Origin of the sequence: Limibacter armeniacum, assembly GCF_036880985.1 — a bacterium.
Lineage (GTDB): Bacteria > Bacteroidota > Bacteroidia > Cytophagales > Flammeovirgaceae > Limibacter > Limibacter armeniacum.
In genome coordinates, this window is record NZ_JBAJNO010000008.1 from 780,692 (window position 1) to 793,671 (window position 12,980).

General features: G+C 40.5%; 13 protein-coding genes. 1 reads left to right on the forward strand and 12 read right to left on the reverse strand.

The genetic code is table 11. From position 1 onward, the window contains the following. Positions 1 to 310: 310 nt before the first annotated feature. The 7 genes from gldA to V6R21_RS09155 all read right to left on the reverse strand — a co-directional run bounded on the left by gldA (position 311) and on the right by V6R21_RS09155 (position 5,532). Positions 311 to 1,219, reverse strand: coding sequence for a gliding motility-associated ABC transporter ATP-binding subunit GldA (gldA, locus tag V6R21_RS09125; RefSeq protein WP_334242951.1), 909 nt, complete (start codon positions 1,217 to 1,219; stop codon positions 311 to 313). Between the two features lie 90 nt (positions 1,220 to 1,309). Beyond that, positions 1,310 to 2,311 carry a 3-oxoacyl-ACP synthase III family protein gene (locus tag V6R21_RS09130; RefSeq protein ID WP_334242953.1) on the reverse strand — a complete coding sequence of 334 codons (1,002 nt, stop codon included), beginning with the start codon at positions 2,309 to 2,311 and terminating at the stop codon, positions 1,310 to 1,312. 161 nt (positions 2,312 to 2,472) lie between these two features. Further along, positions 2,473 to 3,291 (reverse strand): orotidine-5'-phosphate decarboxylase, encoded by an 819-nt coding sequence (pyrF, locus tag V6R21_RS09135; protein ID WP_334242955.1) that lies wholly within the window; start codon positions 3,289 to 3,291, stop codon positions 2,473 to 2,475. Between the two features lie 118 nt (positions 3,292 to 3,409). Beyond that, a complete protein-coding gene (locus V6R21_RS09140) occupies positions 3,410 to 3,739 on the reverse strand; it encodes an MGMT family protein (RefSeq protein ID WP_334242958.1) in 330 nt (109 codons plus the stop codon). A 4-nt stretch (positions 3,740 to 3,743) separates the two neighbouring features. After that, positions 3,744 to 4,412, reverse strand: coding sequence for an outer membrane beta-barrel protein (locus V6R21_RS09145; RefSeq protein ID WP_334242960.1), 669 nt, complete (start codon positions 4,410 to 4,412; stop codon positions 3,744 to 3,746). A gap of 19 nt (positions 4,413 to 4,431) precedes the next feature. Beyond that, positions 4,432 to 4,716, reverse strand: coding sequence for a hypothetical protein (locus V6R21_RS09150; RefSeq protein ID WP_334242962.1), 285 nt, complete (start codon positions 4,714 to 4,716; stop codon positions 4,432 to 4,434). A 135-nt stretch (positions 4,717 to 4,851) separates the two neighbouring features. Further along, positions 4,852 to 5,532 carry an alpha/beta hydrolase gene (locus V6R21_RS09155; RefSeq protein ID WP_334242964.1) on the reverse strand — a complete coding sequence of 227 codons (681 nt, stop codon included), beginning with the start codon at positions 5,530 to 5,532 and terminating at the stop codon, positions 4,852 to 4,854. 348 nt (positions 5,533 to 5,880) lie between these two features. Here V6R21_RS09155 and V6R21_RS09160 point away from each other — a divergent pair, with 348 nt between their 5' ends. After that, a complete protein-coding gene (locus tag V6R21_RS09160) occupies positions 5,881 to 6,606 on the forward strand; it encodes a tRNA1(Val) (adenine(37)-N6)-methyltransferase (protein WP_334242966.1) in 726 nt (241 codons plus the stop codon). Here V6R21_RS09160 and V6R21_RS09165 read toward each other — a convergent pair. The 5 genes from V6R21_RS09165 to V6R21_RS09185 form a co-directional block, all read right to left on the reverse strand. Then, positions 6,578 to 8,305: a sensor histidine kinase gene (locus V6R21_RS09165; protein WP_334242969.1), complete on the reverse strand. Its 1,728-nt coding sequence runs from the start codon at positions 8,303 to 8,305 to the stop codon at positions 6,578 to 6,580. The genes V6R21_RS09160 and V6R21_RS09165 overlap by 29 nt on opposite strands. 302 nt (positions 8,306 to 8,607) lie before the next feature. Then, the gene (argH, locus tag V6R21_RS09170) at positions 8,608 to 9,939 is read right to left on the reverse strand and encodes an argininosuccinate lyase (RefSeq protein ID WP_334242970.1); all 1,332 of its coding nucleotides are present in this window, start codon (positions 9,937 to 9,939) and stop codon (positions 8,608 to 8,610) included. 68 nt (positions 9,940 to 10,007) lie between these two features. Further along, the gene (locus V6R21_RS09175; RefSeq protein ID WP_334242973.1) at positions 10,008 to 11,084 is read right to left on the reverse strand and encodes a M20 family metallo-hydrolase; all 1,077 of its coding nucleotides are present in this window, start codon (positions 11,082 to 11,084) and stop codon (positions 10,008 to 10,010) included. 106 nt (positions 11,085 to 11,190) lie between these two features. After that, positions 11,191 to 11,967 (reverse strand): acetylglutamate kinase, encoded by a 777-nt coding sequence (gene argB / locus V6R21_RS09180; protein ID WP_334242975.1) that lies wholly within the window; start codon positions 11,965 to 11,967, stop codon positions 11,191 to 11,193. Positions 11,968 to 12,034: 67 nt separating this feature from the next. After that, entirely contained in the window at positions 12,035 to 12,976 is a 942-nt protein-coding gene (locus V6R21_RS09185; protein WP_334242977.1) for an N-acetylornithine carbamoyltransferase, read from the reverse strand. Between the last annotated feature and the right edge of the window lie 4 nt (positions 12,977 to 12,980).

Sequence of the window (12,980 nt, forward strand, 5' to 3'; positions counted from 1 at the left end):
CTTTTGTAAATATTTGTTAATCGAAGAAATGGAAGGGTTAACCGAAAAATTCAGGAAGTTGCCCGAAGTTCTGAGTTTTGCGTATTCTACCTTCTTATATTTCGATTATTAGCTTAGATCATCAAATCATTGAAGATATATAAGCAGGATATTTAAGGATTATTTGGTTTAATTGTTAAGGTGGAGAACTGATTTGCGCTTCGTGAATCAGTTCTTTTTTTGTGCTAACCACTCTGGTTGAATGTAAGTTACATGAAAAAGCCAACCTTTTCTTGAGGTTGGCTGAGTTATTATCAATACCGATAAAGTCTTATTTTGATTGCGTGAGTTTTTGGAAAGCACTTTCAAGAGAAATACTCTCCTGAGAGAGTCCAATGATGATGGTATTGGCATTGACAGCTGCATGGAAGATTTCAGCTCGTAGGTCTTTTGATGCAAAAACAAGGTATTTGTTTGTACCGATTTCATCAACGCTGTTAACCCCTTCTATTTGTTTCAGGAAAGCATGATCTGTTTTTCCTGCAAACTCTACACTGATGCTGAATTGATCTGATTGCTGCTGTAAGTTGGCCGTTTTGTCATCAGTCACAATCTTACCTTTGTTGATTATTATGACCCTATCGCAAAGCGCCTGTACTTCCTGCATGATGTGGGTAGATAGCATGACCGTTTTTTGTTGGCTGATACCTTTGATCACATCTCTGATTTCACTGATCTGGTTTGGGTCCAGTCCAGTAGTAGGCTCATCCAAAATCAATACCTTTGGGTCATGTATCAGCGCCTGAGCCAAACCTATACGTTGGCGGTATCCTTTTGAAAGTGTCCCAATTTTCTTCCGCTGTTCTCTTGTCAACCCAACAAGCGAGACCATTTCAGCAACCCTTGATTGTTTTTGTTTGCCACTCAGTCCATGCATTCCTGCAATAAACTCCAAGTATTCATGCACATACATGTCCAGATACAGAGGATTGTGTTCTGGTAAGTAGCCAACAATCTTTTTTACCTCAAGCGGATCCGTTTCGACATTGTATCCACCTACTTCCACTGTGCCACTGGTAGGAGGGATATAACACGTGGCGATCTTCATGGTCGTAGACTTTCCGGCACCATTTGGTCCCAGAAAACCAAGAATCTCACCTTCTTTGGCTTCAAAAGAGATGTTATCAACAGCCCGTTGGGCTCCGTATATTTTGGTGAGGTTTTTTACTGAAATTCCCATATAAAGACTTGAAACATAAGACTTGAGTAGAAAGACATGAGATAGTATAATTTCTCAATGCCCATACCTCAAGTCTTATGTCTAGTTAATTTACCATCTGATTAGTGCACTGGCCCATGTAAAGCCACTACCGAATGCAGCCAAACAAACCAGATCTCCGTCTTTGAAACGGCCATCAAGGAATGCTTCCGTCATACTGATCGGAATAGATGCCGCAGTGGTATTACCATATTTCTGGATAGTATTGACTACCTGATCATCTGACAAACCAAGTTTCGCCTGTACAAATTGAGCAATTCTTAAGTTCGCTTGGTGAGGGAAAAGCAAGTCAATATCTTCTGGCTTGTAGCCATTGTGCTCCAATGCTTCGTGGATCACTTCCTGAAATCTTACAACGGCATTTTTGAATACCAACTGACCGTTCATTACAGGGAATGCACTTCCTCCTGGCTCAAACATCTCAGGTGTGTAACGTTGTTCCTTGCTGAATCCCGGATCAATTGCAGCAAGCTCTTCAGCATGAAGACCTTCACTGTGTAGGTGAGTGGATAGGATGCCTTTTCCTTCCTCTTCTGTAGCAGTCAGTACAGCAGCTCCTGCTCCATCGCCAAAAAGTACCGTAATATGTCTTCCGTGGTCAGTGAAGTCCAAACCAGATGAGTGAATCTCAGAACCCACTACCAGTACATTTTTGTACATGCCTGTTTTGATATACTGATCAGCAATGGAAAGACCGTAAACAAATCCTGAGCATTGTGCTCTGATATCAAGAGCAGGGATTGTTCTGAATCCAAGTTCTCTTTGCAACAATACGCCGGAGCCAGGGAATACGTAGTCTGAACTAAGTGTTGCGTATACGATCAGGTCGACATCCTCCGCATTCATGCCAGCTACTTCCAGCGCTTGCTGAGAAGCTTTGGCCGCCATTGTATAGTTTTTCTCATTACTAAGGTCAGCATATCTTCTTTCTTTAATACCTGAACGCTCAGTAATCCATTCGTCGCTTGTAGTTATTATTTTTGAAAGGTCATCGTTGGTCACGACCTTCTCTGGTACGTAATACCCCAACCCTACAATCTTAGATCTCTTCATTATTCTAATATAGTTAGTGTAATAGTGTTGATTTGGTTAGAAACCTTAAAATAATTGTCGAAAAAATACAAAAAATTTCAAACCATGAAGATAAATCAGTGTTTTATTACGTAAATCACCAATTTACTTGTGTTCTAACCATACGGATACTGTCTTTTACACTATTTCAAATATTCGGCTAACAATACCTTCATTTCTTGTTGCAAAGTTTGAGCAGCATTTTGTGCTTGCTCATCAAAGTCTTCTCCATTTGAAGCATAGATGATGCCACGAGAAGAGTTCACCAATAGACCGCAATGGTCGTTCATGCCATATTTAGCAACACTAGCCAAATCACCTCCTTGAGCACCAACACCAGGTACCAACAAGAAATGATCAGGAGCATACTTTCTGATATCCAATAGGCTTTCAGCTCTTGTCGCACCTACCACGTACATCAATTGATCTGTACTTCCCCATTCCTGGCTTTTTGTCAGTACCTCTTCAAATAGGCGTTTTCCGTTCGTCAGTTCATGCATCTGGAAGTCCAGTCCACCTTGGTTAGAAGTCAGGGCCAGAAGAATTACCCATTTGTTGTCAAACTCAAGGAATGGTGTAACAGAGTCATTACCCATATATGGAGCTACTGTTACGGAGTCAAAGTTCATGTTCTCGAAAAATGCCTGTGCATACATGCGGGAAGTGTTTCCGATATCACCTCTTTTGGCATCTGCAATTGTGAAGATATCTTTTGGGATATATTCCAATGTCTTTTGAAGACTTTCCCAGCCTTTAGCTCCCAAGCACTCATAGAAAGCAATATTGGGTTTGTATGCTACACAGTAATCTGCTGTTGCATCAATGATTTGCTTGTTGAACTCAAAGATAGGATCTTTTGTATCCAGCAGGTGTGGAGGTATTTTGCTCAGGTCGGTATCCAATCCAACACAAAGAAAGCTTTCCTTTTTCTTGATCTGCTCAAACAGTTCTTTTCTAGTCATTTTTCGGCGTAGTTTATCATGAGTATTGCCATGAACAGTACAGAATACCTGCAGCAATACGGCTGTATGTCTAAATTGCCTGCAAATTTAGGGGATGAGGGGCAGTAAAAGAAGGAACCTAAAGGAGTTCTTTGCTAGGATCCCAGAATTTGCTTTGAAAATCAACAACTTTATCGTCCTTTATCTCGATTCCTTCAGCTTCAAGTAACTGTTGCATCATGTCAGGTTCTGAAAAATGTGCCTTGCCTGAAAGCAAACCATTCCTGTTAACGACCCTGTGAGCGGGTACGCCTTTCTCCGAAAATGCTTGATTCATAGCCCAACCTACCATTCGGGCACTTCCGGTTCTGCCTAGGTATTTGGCAATAGCCCCATAAGATGTGACACGACCTTCTGGAATTAGTTTCGTGACTTCATATACATCGTTGAAAAAATTTTCTTTATTCATTTTATCAGTCAAATCTGAGTGGAACCAAGAGTGAAATTCTTCCTTGAAGAACCATGTCATTGTTGTCAGGGTCTCCAAGTTCCGACATGTTGTCTAAGTAGTCTGTGAGTGGGTTTAACAATCCGATTTTTCCGCTGATTCCAAATCCATTTTTCAGAAAGTAAATAGCACCTAAACCAGTAGGGAGGTAGATGGTTCTGTCGTCAAGACTTTCGCCATCTGCTCTGCTGTCACTGATGTTTTCAAACTCCAATAACTTATTACCCTCTTCGTCTTTCAGGGTAAACCTCATAAACCCAACTCCTTGATAGAGATACACCTTCCATCGTTTTGTTTGGACAAAATTAAGGTTTCCTTCTGCATGGACGCCCCAGAAGGAAGACTCTACAAACCGTAACGGGTTCTTGTCAGGGTCTGGAGAAATATAAGTTGTGGATTGTGCTTGGATTTTGCCAAACATACCTTCAACGGATAAGTTTATGCGCTTTTCCCAATTGAAACGTAATCCTGTATGGAATGAGGGAGCCCATTTGTCAAATGAGCTGTTCAGGTCGCCTTTATAGCTATTGGACCCAATACCAATTTCCAACATTCTGACAGGGTATTGGGCGCTAGCATTGACTGAAAAAAGTAGCAGTAATGCACCCACCAGCGGGATTGTTTTAAAGGACATATAGAGCACTATAAGTTGATTATTTCTGTTTTTTGATCCATCGGACAAACTTTTGCATACGCTCATCAGCCATAATGCTCTCGAGTGTATTGAAATGTCTGCCCAATTCTTTCTCTGAAAAAGTCTTATGGATATGACTATGGCAAGGACGGCAAAGGTATGCGCCCCTGTTTCTCATATCGTCTTTGTCAAAATTTTTAATAAACCATTTGTTCTTGTGATTGGTGCGAGGAATCAGGTGATGGAATGTCAGCTCTTTTTCTCTGCCACACATTTCACAAAGGCTGTTTTTTGCATTGGACATAATAGCAAATCTAATAAAACAGAGACATTTTGATAGGTAAAAGCCCAAATTACCAGTTCTATTGTACAAAAAAATAGAGAGGCTTTTTGTATCAGCCTCTCTGTGGTATTGCTATCTCTTTTTAAAGTCGCCTCATTAAGCAACATGACGCTGTATAATACCTAGTGCTTCATTCACCAATTGGCTGACTTCAGTATGCTTACGGGTGATCATTACATGCGTGCCACCCTTGACAGTCACAGGGTTCTTGATATTCGATATTGGGAATATCAGGTCACCATCTCCATGAATATGCGTCAGGTTGTCTACAGGGTCGTTGTGTTGCCATCCCAATACAGTTTGGACTCCCCAACGGATCAGTTTGTTGGACGAGTTCTCCCACATGTCAAAATACATTTGCTCTTGTTCTGGAGGAAGAAAACCAAACAGAGGCATCATCGGAATCATGGCAATCTTTGTGAAAAACTGTGGTATAAGCCTGTAAGCCGGCAGTGCTTCCAACACATTCAGGTGAAGCGGCCTTTCCTTATGAGATTTGATACTGTTGATTAGAATAACCTGTGAGGCTTTGATCAGCTTACTCATTTCGATGGCAAGGATGCCCCCCAGTGAAAAGCCAATTAAAACAGGTTCGTTATAAAGGTCATCATCTTCTATTTGATCCAACATTCTTTGGCAATAAGAAGATACACTCTCATCTAGTGATAACGGTTCTACAAAGCGAAGATATTTTACATTCTTTGCTTGGATGTCAAGCATTGAAAAAATTCTTTCATCATTGCCTAGGCCAGGTATACAATAAACGGTCTTGTCCATATCTGATATTTTTGATAGTCGAAAAAGCATGGTCCCAAAGAGCCCCCACCTTATTTATCGCTTGTGAGCGATGCTTGTTTATTATTAGAAATGGAAGGTGCTGATATTAGGTTCATTCACAAAGGTCAGGTGTTAGTTTTTCCATGCATATAAACTAAAGTAGTTTCTTAATGTAATGGAAATAATAGAAGTATTTTAATTTTTTTTATAAAAATATTGTTAATCAATGGCTAACCATTCAAATAGGTATTCATTTAAACAGATAAGAACCCTTAACAGTAGAGTTCCTGATGATGATAAGGAGAATTAATTTAGTAAGCGTAAATTTGCACTCGTAATTCGGGAGATATGAGTGAATCAAAAGTATATAAGCCATTTCAGTTTAAAGAATTTGTGGTTGCACAAGATCGCTGTGCCATGAAAGTTGGTACTGATGGTATTCTATTGGGAAGTTGGGCAGATGTTTCTCAAGCCAAAAACGTGTTGGATATTGGCACGGGTACAGGGTTGGTAGCATTAATGTTAGCCCAAAGAAATGCATCAGCGCAGATTGAGGCGATTGAGATTGATAAGGTTGCAGCTCAACAGGCAACTGAAAATGTGGAAGCATCACCTTTTGCAAGCAGGTTAACCGTTAGGCAAACAAGTCTTCAAACATTTCAGCCTCAACATCAATACGACGTAATTGTCAGTAATCCACCATTTTTTGAAAATTCTCTCAAGGCAGACTCCCAACAACGTAACTTAGCCAGACACACAGACAGTCTTTCTCATGAAGAATTATGCTTGTTTGCCTCTGAACATTTGTCAGATCATGGAAAGCTATGTATGGTATTGCCTCATAAAGCAGCATTGACGTTGATTCAGCAAGTTGAACGTTTTGGTTTATCCATTTCCTCAATTTGTGAAGTAAGCCACTCACCCTCAAAGCAAGTAAGACGAATTTTGTTAGAATTAAGTAAGCAAAACTGTAGTTCACCAGTGATGGATAAGCTTGCAATCAGAGCGCAGGATGGCATTACTTATTCAGAAGCTTACAAAAAGCTTACGAATAAATTTCATCCTTTCTTCTAGAGTAGACAGGTATTTCTGGCTTATTCTTGAGTTCATATGGTAATGTAATGCTAACCTTGGTGCCAATACCCTCTTTACTGTGTAATTGAATACTCCCTTCGAGCATTTCCAGAAGTTGTGAAGTGAGGTGTAGTCCAATACCAAGACCAGGAAATGTATCGGCGTTTTTTGCTCTGAAAAACTGCTTGAACAGTCCTGTTTGTTCTGATTCAGGAATACCAATCCCATTGTCTATAATGGTAATCAGAATATTCTTTTCTAAGAATTCGATATTCAGTGAGGGAGGTGAGTTTTTAACTGTAAACTTTATTGCATTGGAAATGGTGTGATACAAAATATGGGTGACAAGGTTCATATCCAGTTCCGCCAGTTTTTCGGTGCCTTCTATTTTTATCAGTACCTGCAAATTATCTGTTTGATAAGGAGCCATCTGCTTTTTGAGTGTATTGATGGTTTCACGGACAAGCTCCACCAAAGAACATGAGGTCAGAATTAGTTTTGGACCCAGTTGCAAGCGGGTATATTCCATAACTTCTTCAAGCATGTTGTGCATTCTTTTACAAGCACCGTCAACACGTAGGGTAATACTTTTCAGGCGGTTTGGGTCGATTTCTTTGGTGTCACTGATTTTATTCAACAAGATTGTGTTGGTCTTCAGTATCGTCAGAGGAGTTCTGAATTGATGGGAAATGGTTGTCAGTAGGTTGTCCTTGGCGTCATTGATCATTTTCTCTTTTAGTAATGACCTACTGAGCTTGTTTTCATGTTGTACTTTTTGGGTTACATTTTCGATAAGGCTTTCAATATTGGCAATGCCAGCATTGTTTTTTGAAAATACCTGTTGGTGGCATTGTAGAATAACTTCTCCTTTTTCAGGAGTGGATAATGTGATGATTTTTCCACCATTTGCACTTATGCGCCACTTCTGTTGATTAATGACATCCTGTAATATGCTGACACAATCCTGATAAGGTACCCCTATAATATTGGCAGCTGCTTCACTCAAGAATACAATCCTGCCATGCTTGTCTTGTTCCATCACGAAATAATCGTTTTTAAGGGCATCGATCAGTCGTTTGAATCGGTCCTGCTGTTGTGTAAGCTTACTTTCGTTGTAGTTCAGGCGTAGCTTATTTTCCTCATTGGATTGTTTGATGATGTACATCAATATGCCTGTAGCAAAGGTGACGATGTTTTGTATAATGATTAGGTTAATGATAGTCGTATAATCGGTGGTGAATGTCTTTGCATTTTTGAAGAATTCAACAAGATATAACGAGTTCTGAAGAATGGTGACATGAATGATAATGCTAACAAAATACTTCTTCGGGAAAATATTGTAGGCAATCATCAGCAATAAGGGAAGTGCTGTTGTCAGGGAGCTATTGAAGTCATCAAAGGAGAACCAAAGAAGAATATACAAGGCAGTAGTACTGAAAGAAAATATAAGAGAGGGGAGTAGATGCTGTTTTGTTGAGAACCTACTTAGGTAATAGCTGTAAGACCAAGCTAAAAGCGTGATGATACATGAAAATGGAACGACCCAGTGGATATCGTTAAAAATCATTTCGAAGAAAAGGAAGAAGGTTAACCCAATGGATAAGACAATACAGGAGGCACTCAGTATGTAGTTTTCCAGTGTAGGGTTTTCAGGATTGACAATCAGATTCTTGAGAGAAATCGTGGTAAATTTACTCATTGTAGGTCTATTAGATGTTGATTGAAGTAGTAGTGTACTCCCTAAGTTTTCAAAATGAATACTCAGTTTGAAAAGTGGTGACAGTCAGGAAATACTAGGATAAATTAGGTATGTATGGGCAATAGGAATTCTTGTGTTAATATCTGTAAATAAGTGTATTAATTTTAATACTCTTTTGATATCAAACCAAAGTAGGTAGCTTAAAAAGTGGGGCTTTGTGACATAATCACAGAAGAGTACAATACTTTTGTGGAAGTAAGCCTAATGTATAGACTTGAGCTACACATTAGGCATATATAAAATTACTTTTGAAGGGCTGTCAATATCTTTTCAATTTTGGTATAACCAAACCTTTCTAATGCTTGGGTCGTCTTAGCATTGATTTTATCATTACACAAATTACCAATACTACCTTCATGTGTGTGGTTCACTTTTCTGCTAGGAGTATATTTTCCTTCTTCGATCATCATGCCCACTTGCTTGTATGCATCTCTGAAAGGAATTCCCTGTAAAACCAAGTTGTTGACATCCTCAACACTGAATAGGTAATCGTAAATTGGTGCTGATAGCAGATCTGGATTAACTTCTGCACTCTCCATCATCATACGGGTCATCTCCAAGCAATCATGCAACATGCCAAATGCAGGAAGCAGCACTTCTTTTACTTGCTGGAAGTCCCTATGGTAGCCGGAAGGAAGTCCTGCCGTGATTGCTAGAACCTGTGCCGGAAGCGCAGCCAACTGATGGCATTTGGCTCTCACCAACTCCATTACGTCAGGGTTCTTCTTATGAGGCATAATGCTGGAGCCTGTGGTTAGTTCATCCGGAAACTTGAAGAAACCAAAGTTTTGTCCTGCAAACATACAGGTATCCATGGCTAGTTTGGATAGGGTAGTAGCTACTGTTGCGATGGCATTGGCAATGATCAGTTCGGTTTTGCCACGTCCCATTTGAGCATAAACAACATTCCAACTTAAATCATCAAAGCCAAGCAACTCAGTCGTCATCTTTCGATCCAATGGGAAAGAAGCCCCATAACCTGCTGCTGATCCCAGAGGGTTACGGTTTGAGACCTCATATGCTCCATGTAAGACAACCAGATCATCCACTAGACTTTCGGCATAAGCGCCGAACCATAACCCAAATGAGGAAGGCATTGCAACCTGCATATGAGTATAGCCTGGCATCAAAACATCTTTGAACTTGTTGCTTTGTGCAATTAAGGTATCTGATAGCTGTTCGATATGCTTTGCAAGCTCCCAAATTTCGGCTCTAAAAAACATTTTAAGGTCCAATAGAACCTGATCGTTTCTTGAGCGACCCATGTGAAGCTTCTTGCCAACATCGCCAAGTCTTTCAGTCAGCAAAAACTCAACTTGTGAGTGAACGTCTTCTACGCCATCAGCTATCTCAAATTTTCCATTTTCAATCTCGGTAAGGATTGTTTTTAATCCTGAAAGCAATGTGTCTTTTTCCTCTTCTGTGAGTAATCCAACTTTTTCGAGCATAGTGGCATGTGCCATAGAGCCGATTACATCATAAGGAGCCAACCAAATATCCAGCTCTCTATCTTTTCCTACTGTAAATGTTTCAACCTGCTTGTTGAGCGAGGTGTTTTTTTGCCAAAGTTTCATTGCTTTTCTTTAATAATAGGTGAAGTACACCTATGGAAGAAAGTGCCCTAAATAAGGCACTTGTTGGTTTATAGTTCTTTAATGGATGAAAGCCATTTGATATACAGTTCAATACCTTCTTCAATTTCTTTGAGGTAGATGAACTCGTCTGCTGTATGCGATCTTTCGGATAACCCAGGTCCCATTTTTACCGAATGGAAAGGTAATAGCGCCTGATCGGAAAGTGTGGCAGACCCAAAGGTTTTGAATCCCAGTGCTTGCGCAGAGATGACAGCAGGGTGGTCCATAGGGATACCAGAAGGCTGAAGTCTCGTAGAGCGAGGCGTAACCTCACAAGACACACACTTGTTGATTATATCAAGAACCTCTTCATTGGTATAAGCATCAGTAGTTCTGACATCTACTACAAACTGACAGGAAGCGGGTACGACGTTGTGCTGTGTCCCTGCTGAAATCTGTGTAACAGACATCCGGACTGGTCCAAGGGTTTCAGACTCATTCATAAAAGAATAAGTGTTGAACCACTCAATGGATTCCATTGCTTTCGTAATCGCATTTATTCCCTCGTTGCGGGCTGCATGACCTGATTTGCCATAAGCTGTACAGTCAAGTACCATTAGGCCTTTTTCTGCAATTGCGAGCTCCATGCCTGTTGGTTCACCTACTATAGCAAATGCAATATCACCGAGTTCTCCCAAAATACTTTTGACCCCATTTTCTCCTGAAATCTCTTCTTCTGCCGTTCCAGCATAGATAAGGTTGAAAGGCAGGTTCTGCTTGTCATAAAACCATAAGAATGTCGCTCCTAAAGCGACTAAAGCACCTCCAGCATCGTTACTGCCAAGTCCGGTGAGTTTGCCTTTCTCAACAGTTGTATCATGTGGAGGGACAGTCCATTTGCCGTTCGGCTTTACGGTATCATGGTGAGAGTTCAGTAAAATGGTAGGTTTTGACTTGTCAAAGTACAGGTTTTTAGCCCATACATTATTTCCTTGTCTAGAAGGTTTTACATTTTTCTTTTCAAGAAAAGTGAACAGCAAGTCAGCCGTTTTATCTTCTTCTCTGCTGTAAGAAGGTATCTTGATTAAGTCCTTCAGCAGTGTGATAGCTTCCTGTTTCAAAAAGTTTTGAGAGAGTAGGTTCATAAAGCAAAGTGAGTTAGTGTGAAAATCATGACATGTATTGTCAAAGGTTATTGAATGTCAATCTAATAAAAGCGCAAGTGTGTTTTGGTGATTACCGTCACTGGACTCAACTGAGTACTGCAGTTCCATAAGGTTTTTCCTGCAATAGGTTTTCAGCAAGTCCCATATATACATTGGTGACACCAGCATTGGTAGCATCAAAAGCGTTATGTAGCTTTGGAATCATACCAGCAGCAATTACACCTTGCTTCTTTAGTTGCTCATACAGAGAGGTATTCATTTCTGTGACAAGGCTATTTGGATCTGAGAGATCCAACATTACACCGGGTTTGTCAAAACAGTAGCGCAATGAAACCTCATAACCTTTACTTGCCAAAGCCTTCGCTAACTCAGTTGCGATGGTATCTGCATTGGTATTTAGCAGTTGCCCTTGTTGGTTATGTGTAAGAGGAGCAACAACGGGGATAAAGTTGGCATTGAGTAATGCTTCAAGTACTTCCGTGTTGACACCAGTTACATCTCCAGCGAAACCGTAATCAATTTCTCCAACAGGCCTTTTGATGGCTGTAATCAGGTTGCCATCCGCTCCAGTTAGTCCTAGGCTATTGCAACCAAGTGCTTGCAATGAAGCAACCAGGTTTTTATTGACCAAACCTCCATATACCATAGTAACAACTTCAAGAGTGTCAGCATCTGTAATTCGTCTACCATTGACCATATTAGGTTGAATTCCCAACCTAGTTCCCATCTCAGAGGCGATTTTACCTCCACCGTGGATCAGTATTTTAGCACCTTTCAGCTCAGCGAATTGCTTTAGAAAGGCAGCGCATTCCTGCTCATTGTCAATGATATTTCCCCCAATTTTAATTACAGATACATTCATAATATATAAGGTATGAGACATTAGAAATAGCATAGCGTATCTCTAATGCCTCTTGTCAAAAGTCTAGTTATTTAATCAATCTTTTCAGTACAGCTTGAGCTGAATAGGTTCGGTTGTTGGCTTGTTCAAGTACCAATGAGGCAGGGCTGTCTAGTACATCATCCGTTACAACCATATTTCTACGTACAGGAAGGCAATGCATGAATTTACCTTGGTTGGTCAGTGCCATTTTTTCTTTTGAAATGGTCCAAGACCTATCTGTATTAATCACTTGCCCGTATGAGGCTGTAGACGACCAGTTTTTGGCATAAACAAAATCAGCACCTTCCAAGGCTTCGTTCTGATTGTGTGTAATGGTTGCATTACCAGTAAACTGACTATCCAGCTCATATCCTTCTGGACAAGTAATTACCAAATCAACATCTGCTTGGTTCATCCACTCCGCAAACGAATTGCCTACCGCTTGAGGAAGTGGTTTAGGGTGAGGAGCCCATGTCAGGACTACTTTAGGTCTATCCGTCTGCTTGTGTTCCTCAATAGTCATTAGGTCAGCTAATGACTGAAGAGGGTGCCTGATAGCAGACTCTAGACTTAGAACCGGAACAGAAGCATATTTGATAAAGTTTTGGAGTACTTCATCCTGATAGTCCATCTGCTTGTTAATTAGACCAGGAAATGACCTAACACCTAAAATATCACAATACTGACTGATAACACCTGCCGCTTCTTTGATGTGTTCAGCTTTGTCTCCGTCCATGATGACGCCTTCCTCGGTTTCTATTTTCCAACCGTCCTTGTCAATGTTCATGCTGATGATTTGCAAGCCCAAGTGTGAGGCGGCTTTTTGTGTACTCATTCGAGTACGTAGACTTGGGTTAAAAAAGAGTAATCCCAAAGTCTTGTGCTTTCCTAGGTTTTCCCACTCCCAAGGTGTCTTTTTACATTGCAATGCTTCATTGAGCAGTGCGGTTACATCAGGTACATCATGTACAGAAGTGTATTTTTCCATCTCC

Bases quoted from the DNA above. Each gene is read 5' to 3' on its own strand.
- V6R21_RS09160 (WP_334242966.1), top strand. From the start codon at position 5,881: ATGAGTGAATCAAAAGTATATAAGCCATTTCAGTTTAAAGAATTTGTG.
- V6R21_RS09175 (WP_334242973.1), bottom strand. From the start codon at position 11,084: ATGAACCTACTCTCTCAAAACTTTTTGAAACAGGAAGCTATCACACTG.
- pyrF (WP_334242955.1), bottom strand. From the start codon at position 3,291: ATGACTAGAAAAGAACTGTTTGAGCAGATCAAGAAAAAGGAAAGCTTT.
- V6R21_RS09165 (WP_334242969.1), bottom strand. From the start codon at position 8,305: ATGAGTAAATTTACCACGATTTCTCTCAAGAATCTGATTGTCAATCCT.
- V6R21_RS09130 (WP_334242953.1), bottom strand. From the start codon at position 2,311: ATGAAGAGATCTAAGATTGTAGGGTTGGGGTATTACGTACCAGAGAAG.
- argB (WP_334242975.1), bottom strand. From the start codon at position 11,967: ATGAATGTATCTGTAATTAAAATTGGGGGAAATATCATTGACAATGAG.
- gldA (WP_334242951.1), bottom strand. From the start codon at position 1,219: ATGGGAATTTCAGTAAAAAACCTCACCAAAATATACGGAGCCCAACGG.
- argH (WP_334242970.1), bottom strand. From the start codon at position 9,939: ATGAAACTTTGGCAAAAAAACACCTCGCTCAACAAGCAGGTTGAAACA.
- V6R21_RS09185 (WP_334242977.1), bottom strand. From the start codon at position 12,976: ATGGAAAAATACACTTCTGTACATGATGTACCTGATGTAACCGCACTG.
- V6R21_RS09140 (WP_334242958.1), bottom strand. From the start codon at position 3,739: ATGAATAAAGAAAATTTTTTCAACGATGTATATGAAGTCACGAAACTA.
- V6R21_RS09150 (WP_334242962.1), bottom strand. From the start codon at position 4,716: ATGTCCAATGCAAAAAACAGCCTTTGTGAAATGTGTGGCAGAGAAAAA.
- V6R21_RS09145 (WP_334242960.1), bottom strand. From the start codon at position 4,412: ATGTCCTTTAAAACAATCCCGCTGGTGGGTGCATTACTGCTACTTTTT.
- V6R21_RS09155 (WP_334242964.1), bottom strand. From the start codon at position 5,532: ATGGACAAGACCGTTTATTGTATACCTGGCCTAGGCAATGATGAAAGA.